Origin of the sequence: Caulobacter vibrioides, assembly GCF_002858865.1 — a bacterium.
Classification (GTDB): Bacteria; Pseudomonadota; Alphaproteobacteria; order Caulobacterales; family Caulobacteraceae; genus Caulobacter; species Caulobacter vibrioides.
Map to the genome: position 1 here is coordinate 180,994 of NZ_PJRR01000019.1, position 13,316 is coordinate 194,309.

14 protein-coding genes are annotated in these 13,316 nt (G+C 66.5%); 9 read left to right on the forward strand and 5 right to left on the reverse strand.

Annotated elements, in window-relative coordinates; genetic code table 11:
• The first annotated feature begins 120 nt into the window (after nucleotides 1–120).
• Nucleotides 121–801, forward strand: coding sequence for a hypothetical protein (locus CVUC_RS15080; RefSeq protein ID WP_096033302.1), 681 nt, complete (start codon nucleotides 121–123; stop codon nucleotides 799–801).
• Nucleotides 798–1,457: a hypothetical protein gene (locus CVUC_RS15085; RefSeq protein ID WP_096033303.1), complete on the forward strand. Its 660-nt coding sequence runs from the start codon at nucleotides 798–800 to the stop codon at nucleotides 1,455–1,457. Before CVUC_RS15080 ends, CVUC_RS15085 begins: the two co-directional genes overlap by 4 nt.
• A 34-nt stretch (nucleotides 1,458–1,491) precedes the next feature.
• Here the strand turns inward: CVUC_RS15085 and CVUC_RS15090 are convergent, their stop codons facing one another.
• From CVUC_RS15090 to CVUC_RS20865, 3 genes are all read right to left on the reverse strand, one after another.
• Complete coding sequence (locus tag CVUC_RS15090; protein ID WP_096033304.1) at nucleotides 1,492–1,902, reverse strand: DUF4345 domain-containing protein; 411 nt, start codon at nucleotides 1,900–1,902, stop codon at nucleotides 1,492–1,494.
• Between the two features lie 68 nt (nucleotides 1,903–1,970).
• A complete protein-coding gene (locus tag CVUC_RS15095; RefSeq protein ID WP_096033305.1) occupies nucleotides 1,971–2,459 on the reverse strand; it encodes a DUF1772 domain-containing protein in 489 nt (162 codons plus the stop codon).
• 98 nt (nucleotides 2,460–2,557) lie between these two features.
• Nucleotides 2,558–2,722 (reverse strand): NAD(P)H-binding protein, encoded by a 165-nt coding sequence (locus CVUC_RS20865; RefSeq protein ID WP_096033306.1) that lies wholly within the window; start codon nucleotides 2,720–2,722, stop codon nucleotides 2,558–2,560.
• 63 nt (nucleotides 2,723–2,785) lie between these two features.
• Here CVUC_RS20865 and CVUC_RS15105 point away from each other — a divergent pair, with 63 nt between their 5' ends.
• On the forward strand, nucleotides 2,786–3,400 hold the full coding sequence (locus tag CVUC_RS15105) for a TetR/AcrR family transcriptional regulator (protein WP_096033307.1): 615 nt from the start codon (nucleotides 2,786–2,788) through the stop codon (nucleotides 3,398–3,400).
• A 700-nt stretch (nucleotides 3,401–4,100) separates the two neighbouring features.
• Complete coding sequence (locus CVUC_RS15110) at nucleotides 4,101–5,246, forward strand: acyl-CoA dehydrogenase family protein (RefSeq protein ID WP_096033308.1); 1,146 nt, start codon at nucleotides 4,101–4,103, stop codon at nucleotides 5,244–5,246.
• A 65-nt stretch (nucleotides 5,247–5,311) separates the two neighbouring features.
• On the opposite strand, the gene CVUC_RS15115 is transcribed toward CVUC_RS15110, so the two are convergent.
• Nucleotides 5,312–6,982 carry a flavin-containing monooxygenase gene (locus CVUC_RS15115; protein WP_096033309.1) on the reverse strand — a complete coding sequence of 557 codons (1,671 nt, stop codon included), beginning with the start codon at nucleotides 6,980–6,982 and terminating at the stop codon, nucleotides 5,312–5,314.
• A 199-nt stretch (nucleotides 6,983–7,181) separates the two neighbouring features.
• On the opposite strand from CVUC_RS15115, the gene CVUC_RS15120 reads away from it, so the two are divergent.
• Nucleotides 7,182–8,042, forward strand: coding sequence for an acyl-CoA thioesterase (locus CVUC_RS15120; protein ID WP_096033310.1), 861 nt, complete (start codon nucleotides 7,182–7,184; stop codon nucleotides 8,040–8,042).
• 3 nt (nucleotides 8,043–8,045) lie between these two features.
• Here CVUC_RS15120 and CVUC_RS15125 read toward each other — a convergent pair whose 3' ends face one another.
• Complete coding sequence (locus CVUC_RS15125; protein ID WP_164468127.1) at nucleotides 8,046–9,644, reverse strand: acyl-CoA synthetase; 1,599 nt, start codon at nucleotides 9,642–9,644, stop codon at nucleotides 8,046–8,048.
• 222 nt (nucleotides 9,645–9,866) lie between these two features.
• On the opposite strand from CVUC_RS15125, the gene CVUC_RS15130 reads away from it, so the two are divergent.
• The 4 genes from CVUC_RS15130 to CVUC_RS15145 all read left to right on the forward strand — a co-directional run bounded on the left by CVUC_RS15130 (nucleotide 9,867) and on the right by CVUC_RS15145 (nucleotide 13,306).
• On the forward strand, nucleotides 9,867–10,970 hold the full coding sequence (locus CVUC_RS15130; protein WP_164468128.1) for an NADH:flavin oxidoreductase: 1,104 nt from the start codon (nucleotides 9,867–9,869) through the stop codon (nucleotides 10,968–10,970).
• A gap of 76 nt (nucleotides 10,971–11,046) precedes the next feature.
• Nucleotides 11,047–11,790, forward strand: coding sequence for an SDR family NAD(P)-dependent oxidoreductase (locus CVUC_RS15135; protein ID WP_096033313.1), 744 nt, complete (start codon nucleotides 11,047–11,049; stop codon nucleotides 11,788–11,790).
• On the forward strand, nucleotides 11,787–12,428 hold the full coding sequence (locus tag CVUC_RS15140; RefSeq protein WP_096033314.1) for a short-chain dehydrogenase: 642 nt from the start codon (nucleotides 11,787–11,789) through the stop codon (nucleotides 12,426–12,428). The genes CVUC_RS15135 and CVUC_RS15140 overlap by 4 nt, the downstream gene beginning before the upstream one ends.
• Nucleotides 12,425–13,306, forward strand: coding sequence for an SMP-30/gluconolactonase/LRE family protein (locus CVUC_RS15145; protein WP_096033315.1), 882 nt, complete (start codon nucleotides 12,425–12,427; stop codon nucleotides 13,304–13,306). The genes CVUC_RS15140 and CVUC_RS15145 overlap by 4 nt, the downstream gene beginning before the upstream one ends.
• Nucleotides 13,307–13,316 lie beyond the last annotated feature (10 nt).

The following is a 13,316-nucleotide window of genomic DNA, read 5'->3' on the forward strand; positions in this document are numbered from 1 at the left end:
CCAGAACAGGACATCGGCGCAGGCTGCGCAAGCGGCGGAGCTGTCCGTCCCTTCACGATCAGACGACAGGCCCCGACTTCTTCGTCAGAGCAATGGCTCCGAACAGGAACGGAGCCGATCGTGCAGACAGAAATCATCATGGCCACGCATGTGGTCCCCGGCGTGCTCGCCGTGGCCGCCGGAGCGACAGCTCTGGCCGCGCCGAAGGGACGGTCCTTGCATATCCAAGCGGGCCGCATCTTCGTGGTCACCATGGGCCTGGCGTCCGCCGTCGGTGCTGCACTTGGTCTTGTTCGGGCCGAGACGTTCTACATCACCTTCCATGCGGGGGTGCTGGCCCTATGCCTTTTGGCAAGCGGATGGATGGCGGCGCGGGCTCAGCCAGGCGCTCTGGGGTTGGGCTCGCGCATCGTCGGGGCCTTGAACCTAGTCAACGCTGTCTCGCTCGTCTCCATCGGGGTGTTTGCCGCCCACTCCGGACAGGCCTTCCTGGGCTTCCCAGCGGAGAACTACCTGCTACTCGGCGGCATGGGCTTCGTGGCGGCGGTGGGTGACGCCAACCTGTTTTGGCGCCCGCACGCCAGCGAACGGCGACGCATTGCCCGGCACTTGTGGCGCATGTGCCTGGGGTTCTTCCTTGCGGCCGGATCGGCGTTCGGCGGCCCAGGCGCCGCAGCCTTTCCCGAGGCGGTTCGCCGATCGGGCGTTCTGGCCCTGCCCGAACTGGTGATCCTGCTCCTGATGATCTTCTGGCTGGCCCGGACGCTTCTCACTCCATCGCGTCTGGAGCCGAGGCCATGAGCGAGCCCCCGCTGGTGGCCCAAGCGCACTTCCTCGTCGGCTGCGCCAGCATCATCGCAGGCTTCCTCGCGTTCGCGGCGCCCAAGGGACGCCGGGTTCACCGCGCAGCAGGCCTCATTTTCCTCGGGAGCATGCTCTTCCTATGCGCAAGCGGCCTTTGGATGAGCCTCGCGCGGCAAATCCCCTTCACCGTCCTTCTGTCCTGGGTCGCGGCCCATGCGGTGATTTCCGGTTGGGCTGCGGCGAACCCTGGCGCTGTCGCTCGGGCGATCACGCGCTTTGCGCCCCTCTCCTCCTTAGCGCTTGTCCTGAGCGCGTTGACGGTTGGGGTCATGGCGGGCGGCGCTTCGGGCGGAGCGCTTAACGGCTTGCCCCCAATGGCCTTCGTCGGCCTTGCGGCCTTCGCCCTGCTCCTGGCCATTTTCGATCTGGCTTTCTCCAGAGCGACGGTCACCTGCAACGCTCGCCGCCGTGGTCGGCACGCCGGCCGCATGGGTCTGTCGATGTTTGTCGCGACCGGAATCTTTTTCTTCGGCAACAACAACGTGCTGCCTGAAGCTATGCGGACGCCCCCAGTGCTCTTAGCGCCGGTTCTGTTAGTCGTGGCGTTGACGATTGCTCATGTGGCCCGCACGTTCATGGCGCGGAGGCGATAAGGGGGCTAATGCGGCTCTCCGCCCGTCCCCGGCTTCACCCCTGAGCAGACGCTCTCGACCTGGAGGGCGCAGCGGCCGCCACGAAACAGGCCGTGCCCATCACCAGTTCCAAGGCCGTAATCCAGACGAGTGCGGGGTTGGGTACCCCGTCCACAAGAAAGCTGAAGAGCCTAGCAAGGCCATAGCCGGAATAGACCACTGCGCAGGCGGTCAAGGCTACAGTTCGCAGCGCGACGGTGAACACCCCGATCAGCGCCAGAAGACCCACAGCCAAGATTGCGCCGCCTGCGGCGCGCATCTCGTTCAGCAAGCCTGCTTCGGCGCTGAGGCGCACGCCGCCGGCCGCGTGGAATCCGACCGGGTCAGCCAGGATCGCGACGCCGATCACAAGGGCGATGCTTCCGGCGGCCAGCAGAAGGGCGGGGCGAAAAGGAAACGGGGACATCGAAAAGGATCCTTGCAAAGGGAAGGCCGGAACGGGGCGCGTGAGAACAGCTCCCGGCTGGCCAGTGATCAGCTCAGCGTCAGGACGGCCATCAACATACAGGCGGCGGAAATCGCCGAGGCGACCCAGCGGATCGTGTTCCAGAAGGTCCAGCCCGGCACGTAGCGGCGCCAGTAGGCGTCCGCGATGGCGCCCTGGGGATCCATCCGGTGCAGGCGCTCGTTCATCGGCACGTTGAAGACGAGCGACACGATGAACACGCCGACGATGTAAGAGGAGCCCGCCGCGAGGATCCAGGGTCCCGCTGGTCCCGCCCCCTGCCAGAGGACCCAGCCGACCAGGAGGGGCGATACAACCGCCATGCCGATCAGTAAGACCATGAACAGGGTGGGAAACACCTTTCGATTGATGATCTGCATCGACTGGATCGCGCCTGTCGGACTGGACGCCGCCAGCGACGGCATCACGACTCCCGAGAAAGCGAGAAAGACGCCCGATACGAGCGCATAGGCGATGACTGAGAAGGCGCCGGCGATCAGGATTGTCTGGGAATTCATGCCGTTCTCCATCAATTGCTCAGCCAGGCGGCCCGGCGCAGATAGGTGTCGTCCGTCAGCTGGCGGAGCAGGAAGTCCGCCACATCCGGGCGACAGCATCAGGGTCCGAGATGTCTCCCGGCACGACGATCAAACGGTCCTTGGGGAGGCCCGATTTTTGGGGGCGACCGCGCGAGCGCCGTGACCTGCAGACCCTGCTCCAGAGCCTGTGGCGCCAGGCTGCGCCCAACGCTCCCGGTCGCTCCAAACACGACAATGCGCATAGCGCCCCTTCACTTGACACAGTGTCAATTGACATGGCGTCAAATGCTCGGCTACTAGACACCATGTCAAGTGAAAATTCGGAGACCCGCCGCCGCATCCTGCAGGCGACAACGGACTTGCTGCAGGAAGGCCACGGCGCAGACGTGCGCATGTCGGACATTGCCCGGCGCGCCGGCATTACCCGGCAGGCGGTCTATCTGCACTTCGCAAACCGGGCGGAGCTGCTGATCGCGATGACGTTCCATGTCGACGAGATCAAGCGCTCCAACGACCGTCTCGCGCCGAGCCGGGCGGCGAGAACGGGTACAGAGCGCCTTGATGCCTATGTCGAGGCCTGGGCTGCCTACATCCCGGAAATCTACCCCTTCGCGAAGCCGCTGATGCTGATGGGGCCGACGGACGAAGCCGCTCGTGGCGCCTGGGCCCGGCGCATGCAGGACATGCGCGAGGGCTGCGAAGCCGCGATCCAGGCCCTCGAGCGAGATCGGATGCTGTCAGCCGAACACACGGTCGATGCGGCGACAGATCTCCTGTGGACCATGATGCAGGTCGAAAACTGGGAACACCTCACCCAGGCTTGCGGCTGGTCTCAGGCAAAGTACGTGGAAAACCTGAAGCACATGGCCCGCAGGCTGTTTGTAGTAGATGGCTCGGTCAGATCCGCTCGAGAAGCCTGAGCCAATCTTCTGCCATGCGGTCCAAAACACGCAGCGAGCGCGCCGGCGAACTTCATGGACGGTTGCCTTTTGGATCAAGCCTGCGCCAGTAGCGTAATCGGGCCCTTCCACAAGCGGACGTTACGTAGGTCCGCGATGAGTCAGGAACCGAAGTCGGCCGCGGTGCGAATTTTATCCACAGGCAAAATCTATGGCGCTCCGGCCCACCCAATCTTCTGCGCATGAACGGTAGTTCCGCCGGGCGCATGTGCAACGGTAAGGTTTCGGCCAAATGCAACGCCACGAATGCCGATACTTCGAAAATAGTATTTTTTATCAGTATGTTGTGCTGAGCAACACCAAGCGCACATGCGCAGTTTCGGAAGACGGCGCATTTTCGCCCATGTGATCTTGGCTACCGCCGCCAAAGGCCTGTGAACCGCGGCAGGCGTCGGCGTTACAGCGCATGGATCTCTCGACGATGGGTGTCTGATGACTCTCCGCGCGCCTGATTTCGATCGTGCCTTCCACCAGCGCCACCTAACCGGCTTCGAGCGTCTGGTCGACGCCGTTCCCGAGGCTGAGCGGCGGATCTCGAGGCCATGACGCGTGAGCTCCCGTGGCTCCAGCAGCACCAAGGCCCCCTACTCCTGAACGTCGCGCCCCGATCGACGCGCCAAGCTGCAGCCAACAATAGCGCTCTCCTCTCAACGGAAACTCTATGACAGATCCACATACGCTCAGCGCCCTCATCGATGTCATCCAACGCTTCGTCGCCGAGCGCCTTCGTCCCATCGAAGGGCTCGTCTCCGAAACGGACGAGGTGCCCGGATCCATCATCGAAGAGATGAAGCAGCTTGGTCTCTTTGGGTTATCGATCCCCGAAAGCTATGGCGGCCTGGGGCTAAGCCTTGAGGAAGAAGCTCGCGTCATGGTAGCGTTCTGCCACGCGGCCCCCGCTTTCCGCTCGACCTTCGGCACCAATGTCGGCATCGGCAGCCAGGGTCTGGTGATGTTCGGCGACGAAGCTCAGAAGGCGCGCTGGCTGCCGTCAATCGCCTCCGGTGAGACCATCACCGCCTTCGCCTTGACCGAAGCCGAAGCCGGATCGGACAGCGCCTCGGTGCAGACCCGCGCTGTGCGCGACGGTGACCACTATGTTCTGAACGGGGTGAAGCGCTACATCACCAACGCCGGCCGGGCCAACCTGTTCACGGTGATGGCGCGCACCGACCTGAACACCAAGGGCGGCGCCGGCGTGTCGGCCTTCCTGGTTCCCGCCGACCTTCCGGGCCTTAGCGTCGGCAAGCCGGAAAAGAAGATGGGCCAGCAAGGCGCCCACATTCACGACGTCGTTTTCGAGGATGTCCGCGTGCCGGTCGAGAACCGCCTGGGCGCCGAAGGCGAGGGCTTTACAGTGGCCATGCGTGTGCTGGATCGCGGCCGGGTTCACATCTCGGCGGTCTGCGTGGGCGTGGCCGAGCGGCTGATCGCCGACTGCGTGGCCTATGCCAGCGAGCGCAAGCAGTTCGGCCAGCCGATCGCCAACTTCCAGCTGATCCAAGCCATGATCGCCGACAGCAAGACCGAGGCGCTGGCGGCCAAGGCCCTGGTCTTTGATACGGCCCGCAAGCGCGACGCCGGGGCCAATGTCACGCTGGAGGCCGCCGCCACCAAGCTGTTCGCCTCAGAGATGGTCGGCCGGGTCGCTGACCGGGCGGTGCAGGTGTTCGGCGGCGCGGGCTATGTCGCCGACTACGGGATCGAGCGCCTGTATCGTGACGTTCGCATCTTCCGGATCTACGAAGGCGCCAGCCAGATCCAGCAGCTGATCATCGCGCGCGAGACCCTCAAGCGCGGTGGCTAGAACGAAAAAGGGCGGCGCTGCTGATCCGCGGCGCCGCCCTTCCCTATCTCGACTTGTCTAAGGCGCTATCCGACCAGCGCCGGGCTTTTTGCGGCCGATTTCGCGGCGACCGTCTCAAACACGAAGTCCTTGTAGCCGTTCTCAGCAGCCAGGCGACACGCCTCGGTATAACGCTGGAACCCGCCGGTATACATGCTCAAGCCGCGCGGCTTGCCGCTGATATTGCCGCCCACGTACCAGGTGTTGGCCTTGGAAACGAGCGTCAGCTCAGCCAGAGCGTAGACCGTGTTCATCCAGGCCTCTTCGGCCGCTTCGGTTGGCTCGATCGTCGCCAGACCTTCCGTGCGCATGTGGGTGATCGCGTCGGCGATCCAGTCGACGTTCTGCTGGTCCAGGGTGATGATATTGGCCAGGGCGGCCGGGCCATTGGGGCCGCAGACCAGGAACAGGTTCGGGAACGAGGCGATCATCAGGCCCAGATGCGACTTGGCCCCGTCGCGCCACTTGTCGCGCAGTTGGAGACCGCCGCGTCCCACCACGTCGAAGTTCAGCAGCGCCCCGGTCAGGCCGTCATAGCCGGTGGCGAAGATCAGCACATCCAGCTCGACCTCGCCCGTTTCGGTCAGCAGGCCCGCCGGGGTGATCTTGACGATCGGGCTTTCCAGGCAGTCATGCAGCTTGACGTGCGGCAGGTTGAAGGTCTCGTAGTAGTGCGTGTCCAGGCACGGACGGCGGGCGAAGATCGGGTAGCCGCGCGGCTTCAGCTTCTCGGCGGTCACGGGATCGGTGACGACCTCACTGATCTTGCCGCGCACGAACTCGGCGACCTGTTCATTGGCCTCGGGATTGACCAGAAGATCCGAGAAGGTGCCCAGGAACGACAGACCGCCCCTCGCCCAGGAGTCCTCCATCAAGGCGCGGCGCTGCTCGGGCGTGACGCTGAAGAAAGGCCGGGTCGATTGCGGCCGCACGCCGCCCAGCGGGCTGTTGCGCGCCACCTGACGAATGCCGGCGTAGTTGCGCTTCAGCTCGGCGACATAGTCCGGCTCCAGCGTGACGTTGCGCATCGGCAGGGTGAAGCTGGGGGTGCGCTGGAACACCGTCAGGGCCCCGGCGGTCTTGGCGACCTCCGGCACGATCTGGATACCGGTCGAACCGGTGCCGACTAGGCCGACGCGCTTGCCCTCAAAGCTGACCGGCGTATGGGGCCACTTGGCCGCCAAGAGGATCTCGCCCTTGAAGTCGTCGGCGCCGTCGAACGGCACGCCCTTGGGGATCGACAGCGGCCCCGAGGCCATCACACAGTAGGTCGCCTCGAACACCCGGCCATCGTCGACCGTGACGCGCCAGACATTGGCCGCCTCGTCATAGGCCGCGCCCGTGACCCAGGTCTCGAACAGGAAATGCCGTCGCAGATCAAGGCGGTCGGCGACAAAGTTGGCATAGGCCAGGATGTCGCTCTGGGCGGCGAACTGCTCGCTCCAGGTCCATTCCTGCTCGATCTCCGGCGAGAACGAATAGCAGTAGTCCAGGCTCATCAGGTCGCAACGCGCGCCCGGATAGCGGTTCCAGTACCAGACCCCGCCTACGTCGCCGCCGGCCTCGAAGCCCTGGACGCTCAGGCCCATGCCGCTCAGCTTGTGAACGGCGTACATGCCGCCGAAGCCGGCGCCGATCACGAGGGCGTCGATGCGGGTCGGTTGTTGGCTTGCAGTCGGTTGCTGCGACGCGGTCATGGCGATCTCCCTGAGGAACGAAGCCTTTGTCGCGGCGACGCCCTCCCCTTCGCCAGACGTGGCCGCCTTGGAGCGCGAACATCACGGATGTGTCTGTTGGCGGTAGACGCTGGCGCGCCCTTGATCGAATCCCCACGGCCGTCGAATGGCTAACCTTGACGCCCCCTGGCCTTGGCCCGGACGCCGCGAGGAGAGACAGATGACCGACCAGAACGCCTCGACGACGCCCCAAGGCGCCTCCCCGTCGCGCCTGATGCGCTTGGAGGCGACGCCGGGGGCGTCGCGCCAGAGCCTGATCGCCGACCGACGCCTGTGCGTCGGGCCTCCCGGCAATGTCTTCGTCTTTGGCGGCGTGCTCTTCGGTTCAGCCCTGGCGGCCCTGGAGGATCATCTCCAACGCCCGGTCGTCTGGTCGACGATCCAGTTCCTGGGTCCTGTCCGCGCCGAGGAAGTCCTGGCGTTGGACATTGAGGTTCCAGGCCCCGGCCGGACGATCTCACAGGCGCGCGTGATCGGACGCGTTAGGGATCGAGAAATCTTCCTGGCCTCGGCGGCCCTGGGCGTCCGTGACGAACCCCTGGACCATGCCTGGGATCAGGCGCCGGAGGTTCCCCCGCCAGAGGCCTGTGAAACGGCGAAGCTGTGGCCCCACGGCCAGGAACCCGGCACGCTGCTCGAAACCCTGGAGATGCGCATCGCGCCCGGCGCGTTCGCCGAAGTCGAACCGACCGGAAAGCTGGCCGACAGCGGCCGCACGGTCTTCTGGGTGCGCGCGCGCCAGGACCTGCCGATGGACGTCAGCGTGTTGGCGCTGTTCGGCGACTTCACCCCCTACGCGCTGAGCAAGGCGCTGGGCGGCGGCCTGGGCGGGGTGAGCCTGGACAACACCCTGCGGGTGCTGCGTCGTATCGAAACCGACTGGATCCTTTGCGACGCGCGAATCCAGGGCATCCGTTCGGGCTTTGCGCATGGCGATATCCGCCTGTTCGCCCGAACCGGCGAACTGATGGCGATCGGCGGCCAGTCGATGAACGCCTGGCCGCCGCGCGCGAAGGCTTGAGGCTCAGGCCGTCTCGGCCGCCAGCGCAATGGCGGTGCGATAGTCGGCCTTGCCGCTCTCGTGCCGGGGCACGGTGTCGACCAGGACGAAGCGCTTGGGGTGCTTGTAGGCTGACAGCGTCTGGGCCAGACCCGCCCGGACCTGCGCCTCGTCGAACACCCCATCAGCTTTCAGGATCGCCACGACGATCTTGCCCCACTTGTCGTCGGGCTGCCCGACCACCAGAACGTCGGCGACGCCCGGCTGCAGCTTCAGCGCCTCCTCGACCTCCTCGGGGAAGACCTTCTCGCCGCCGGTGTTGATCGACAGGTTGCCTCGGCCGATCAGGGTGAACTGGTTGGGCGGCATCCAGCGGGCGAAATCGCCGGGCACGGCGTAGCGCACGCCGTCGATCGTGCGGTAGGTGGCCGCGGTCTTCTCCGGATCGCCGAAATAGCCGTTTGCCATCGCCCCGCTGCGGGCGATGAAGCCCTCGGACGGCCGATCCTTGGGCATCACTGCGCCCGTATCCGGGTCGATCAGCACGGTCAGGGGCGCGGCGTCGAACACGCCGGTCTCCGGGATCTTGCCGGCCTTCGCGACCGAGTAGCCCAGGCCTGAGGCTTCCGACGCGCCCAGGATGTCGACCAGCGCGATATTGGGCATGTGCCGCAGCAGCCCTTCCTTGACCTCCTTTGACCAGGTCAGCCCGGCCGAGCTGATCGCCCGCATGCTGGACAGGTCAAAAGCGCCCGGCGCGTCGTCCAGCGCCTTCAGCATCGGCTTGGCGAAGACGTCGCCGACGATCGAGACCCGCGTGGCGCGATGCTTCTCGACCTCGCGCCACAGCTGGACGGCGTCGAACCGGTCGCCCGACAGGATTATCGCCGTCCCGCCATTGAGCAGATCGCCCATGGCCGAGTTGCTGCCCGAGCCGTGCATCAGCGGACAAGCCGGAATGATCCGGCTGTCGGTGGCGCGGACGGTCTCCAGGTGCTCGTCCATGGTCTGGGGGACGCGAGCGATCAGCGGCGACTCCAGCTGGACGCGGCGCGACTGGTCGGTGGACCAGTGCACGCCCTTGGGCTTGCCGGTCGTGCCGCCGGTGTAGAGCAGATAGCCGTCATCGGCCGAACGGGTGATGTCCAGCGGCTTGCCATCGCCCGTCCGCGCCAGGGTTTCGTAGGACAGCGCGCCCTCCGGGGCTGCTTCGGGCGAGCGCTCGTTCTCGATGCGCACCCAGGCCTGCACGCCGGGCAGTCGCGCTCGCAACGGCTCCAGCATCCCGTCGAAGTCTGACTGGTAGAACAGCACCTCGGCGTTGCAGTCGTTCAGGACGTAGGCGATCTCGTCGGCCGTGTAGCGGTAGTTGAGATTGACGGTCAGCAGGCGCGCTTTCACGCCGGCGACCAGGAACTCCAGATAGGCCGGGTGATTGCGGCACAGAATCCCGATCCGGGCGTCCGGCTTGAGTCCGAGATCGATCAGGGCCTTGGCCATATTGTTGGTGCGGTGATCAAATTCGCCCCACGTCACGACGACGTCGCGCCAGATCAGAGCGGGACGCTCGGGCGGCGCGGCGCGGGCGACCGCGTCGAAGATGTCTCCATAGTTCCAGCTCACGGCGGCCTCCCGAGGTCTCTTTGCCAAAGGTCTATGGGGCGGCGGGATGGGCGCCGCGCCGGGCCCTATGAGCGGCCGATAAATCACGTGGGTGATGCGCGTGGTTCGATCGCGAACTTTGGTGCGCGCGTCGATCGTCCGCGCCTAGTCGTTGCGACGTCTTGGCTGCCAGCCCGGAGCGCGACGCCCCGGGACGCCCCCTTCGCATCTGGAGACTCCGTAGTGTCCACGTCCTCGCTGTTCGCGCCCACCACCGTGGCGGGCCTCGCGCTTCGCAATCGCGTGGTCATGTCGCCGATGACTCGGCGCTTCTCCCCCGGCGGCGTTCCGAACCAGGCCGTCGCTGACTACTATCGTCGCCGCGCCGAGGCCGGCGTCGGCGTGATCATCACCGAAGGGGTCGCGGTCGACCATCCGGCGGCCGTCGACCACGCGGATATCCCGAACTTCCACGGCCGGGCCCTGGCGCAATGGAAGGCGATCGCGGCGTCGGTGACGTCGGCGGGCGCGGCGTTCATTCCCCAGCTCTGGCACATCGGCGGCCACCGCTCGCTCACCGCCGATCCGCCGAACGCCAGCGCGCCGTCGCTTTCGCCCTCCGGCGTCTACGAGCCTGGCAAGCCCTTCGGGACGCCCGCGACCGAGGCCGAGATCGAGGCGGTGATCCAGGCCTACGCAAAGGGCGCGCGCGACGCGGCGGCGATCGGGGCCAGCGGCGTCGAGATCCATGGGGCTCACGGCTATCTGATCGACCAGTTCTTCTGGGCGGCCACCAACCAGCGCCAAGACCGCTACGGCGGCGACATGATCGAGCGCCTGCGCTTCGCCACCGAGGTGATCAAGGCCTGCCGCGAAGCGGTGGGCCCCAGCTTCCCGATCTTCTTCCGCTACTCCCAGTTCAAACAGGTCGACTACAAGGCCCGCCTTTGCCAGTCGCCCGACGAACTGGCGGCCTTCCTCCAGCCGCTGGTCGACGCCGGCGTGGATGTTTTCGACTGCTCCCAACGGCGCTTCTGGGAGCCCGAGTTCGAAGGCTCGCCGCTGAACCTGGCCGGCTGGACCAAGACACTGACCGGCAAACCGACCATGACCGTCGGCTCGGTCGGCCTGGACGGCGACGTCGTGGCCAGCCTGCGGGAGGGCGTCGAGGTGATTGCCGCCTCCTCGCTCGACAAGCTGGACGTTATGCTGGACCGCGGCGACTTCGATCTCGTCGGCGTGGGCCGCGCCCTGCTGGCCGATCCGCACTGGGTGGAAAAGGTTCGCGACGGCCAGACCGACGGACTGGCCGGCTTCACGCGCGCGGCGCTCGAAACCCTCGTCTGATCCATCACCCATGTGATTAGCGCCGCCGCCGGCGATCGGATGTCCGCGCCGTCGGCGAGCTGGCGTTTGCTGCGCCATGAGGAGGAATTCAGTCATGCCGCAACTGGCCATGGTCACCGGGGCCGCACAGGGCATCGGGCGCGCCATCGTCGAGCGCCTTGGCGCGGACGGCTTTGACATCCTGGCGCTGGACGCGGACGAAACCCAGCTTTCGCGGTCCGCCGCAGACTGGCGCGAAGCCGGACTGACGGTTCGCACCGCCGCCGTCGACTGCCGTGATCGCGCCGCGGTGATCAAGGCTCTGGACGGGGTCGAGGCGGTGGACGTTCTCGTGAACAACGCCGGGATCAGCGGTGTTCTGGACCCTATCGGCCAGGTCGATCGGGCGGCTTGCGACCGCGTGATGGGCGTCAATCTGCTGGCGACGATCCGGGTCGCGCAGGAGGCTGTCCGTCGCATGCCCGACGGCGGCAGCGTCATCAACATCGCCTCGCGCGGCTATCTCGGCGGGGCCGGCGCCGCCCACTATGTGGCCTCCAAGGCTGCGGTTGTGTCGCTGACCCGGGCCATGGCGATCGAGCTGCGCTGGCGCGGCGTCCGCGTCAACGCGGTGGCGCCGGGCATGGTCGACACCCGGATGATCGACGGCTTTGGCGACATGCTGGGCGCGCTCAAGCGCATGGAGCCGACCGGGGCTCCGGCCAACCCGGCCGAGATCGCCGCCATTGTCAGCGTCCTGGCCGGACCGGACGCCAGCTTCGTCAACGGCCAGATCCTGATGGCCGACGGCGGGAAATCCCTGGGACTGCCGCCGCTATGAACATGTCGAAACCTTCGACCCTGGTCATCGGCCAGGGCCCCGTCGCCGAGGCGATCGCAAGCCGCTTCAGCGCGGACGTCCAGGGCGGCGTCATCACCCTGGCCCGGCCCGACGCTGCGGCGATCACAGCGCTGGAACATGGCCTGGCCGCCGCCGTGCTGGTCGCGCCGCCCGCCCCGCCGCCGTCGCTGTTTCTCGACATCGACGACGCGCGGCTGGACGCCCAACTGGCGGACTTCACCGATCTGTTCGAAGCCCTGGGCGCCCTGCTGGGCCGTTTGAACCCAAAGGGCGCGATCGTGCTCGTGGGCGACCGAGGCTATCTGGGCGCCTGGGGCGCGGCCGACGCGTGCGCCTTCTCCGGCGCCCATGTCGCGCTGATGCGCTGCGTGACCCTGGAAGGCTTCGGCGCGGGGCATCGCGCCAACTGCATCGCCCTGGACCTGGCTCAGGACGGCGCCGGCGTGGATCCCGACGAGATCGCGGACCTGGCCGTCCACCTCGCCTCGCCCGCCAGCCGAGCCATCAACGGCGAGATCATCCTGGCCAATCGCGGGCGCAGCCTGCGCGTGCGCGAAGCCAAGGACCGCCGCGCGGACTTCGCCGCGAGCGCTTCCAGCAAAGGACCCTCCCTATGACCTTTACCGTCGAGATCATCGGCAAGGAGCGCTGTCGGCTGGGCGAGTCGCCGCTGTGGGACGCCGACGCAGGGGTGCTTTACTGGGTCGACAGCATGGCGCCGGCCATCTGGCGCTATGACCCGTTCACGAGCGAGCAAAGATCCATCCCCGCGCCCAAGCCCATCGGCAGCGTGGTTCTGGGCCGCCCTGGCGAGCTGATCGCCGGCCTCGCGGACGGGGCCTATCGCGTCCAGCTGGACACCGGCGACTTCACGCCGATCGCCCTCCCCGACACCTTGGCGCAGATCGAGCGCTTCAATGACGGCAAGGCCGATCGCCAGGGCCGGTTCGTCACCGGGACGATGGCGATGCACAACGAGACGGGGCGGATCGGCAAGCTCTATCGCTTCTCGCCGGGCGGCGCCTGGGAAGTGCTGCCCACCGAGCCGATCGAGATCGCCAACAGCACCTGCTTTAGCCCCAGCGGCGACACGCTCTATTTCGCCGACAGCTTGCGCCACATGGTCTGGGCGTTCAGCTATGACCCCAAGACCGGCGCGGTGGGCGAGAAGCGCGACTTCTTTGACACCACCGGCTTCAACAGCGCCCCGGACGGCGCGACGGTCGATGCCGAGGGCCATATCTGGCTGGCCCTGGTGCAGGCCCAGAAGCTGATCCGCATTTCGCCGGACGGCCGCCTGGATCGGGTCGTCGAAAGCCCCGCGCCGTTCTGTTCGTGCCCGGCCTTCGGCGGCGAAGACCTCGACATTCTTTATGTGACCTCGATCTCGGACAGCGGCGGCCGGCTGAAGACCGACGTCGACGCTTCCGGTCGCCTGATGGCGTTCCACGGTCTTGGCGTGCGCGGCATCGCCGAGACCCGTTGTTTCCTCTGACCCGTGGTGA

Bases quoted from the DNA above. Each gene is read 5' to 3' on its own strand.
- CVUC_RS15090 (WP_096033304.1), bottom strand. From the start codon at position 1,902: ATGTCCCCGTTTCCTTTTCGCCCCGCCCTTCTGCTGGCCGCCGGAAGC.
- CVUC_RS15140 (WP_096033314.1), top strand. From the start codon at position 11,787: ATGAACATGTCGAAACCTTCGACCCTGGTCATCGGCCAGGGCCCCGTC.
- CVUC_RS15085 (WP_096033303.1), top strand. From the start codon at position 798: ATGAGCGAGCCCCCGCTGGTGGCCCAAGCGCACTTCCTCGTCGGCTGC.
- CVUC_RS15135 (WP_096033313.1), top strand. From the start codon at position 11,047: ATGAGGAGGAATTCAGTCATGCCGCAACTGGCCATGGTCACCGGGGCC.
- CVUC_RS15120 (WP_096033310.1), top strand. From the start codon at position 7,182: ATGACCGACCAGAACGCCTCGACGACGCCCCAAGGCGCCTCCCCGTCG.
- CVUC_RS15095 (WP_096033305.1), bottom strand. From the start codon at position 2,459: ATGAATTCCCAGACAATCCTGATCGCCGGCGCCTTCTCAGTCATCGCC.
- CVUC_RS15105 (WP_096033307.1), top strand. From the start codon at position 2,786: ATGTCAAGTGAAAATTCGGAGACCCGCCGCCGCATCCTGCAGGCGACA.
- CVUC_RS15115 (WP_096033309.1), bottom strand. From the start codon at position 6,982: ATGACCGCGTCGCAGCAACCGACTGCAAGCCAACAACCGACCCGCATC.
- CVUC_RS15110 (WP_096033308.1), top strand. From the start codon at position 4,101: ATGACAGATCCACATACGCTCAGCGCCCTCATCGATGTCATCCAACGC.
- CVUC_RS15145 (WP_096033315.1), top strand. From the start codon at position 12,425: ATGACCTTTACCGTCGAGATCATCGGCAAGGAGCGCTGTCGGCTGGGC.
- CVUC_RS20865 (WP_096033306.1), bottom strand. From the start codon at position 2,722: ATGCGCATTGTCGTGTTTGGAGCGACCGGGAGCGTTGGGCGCAGCCTG.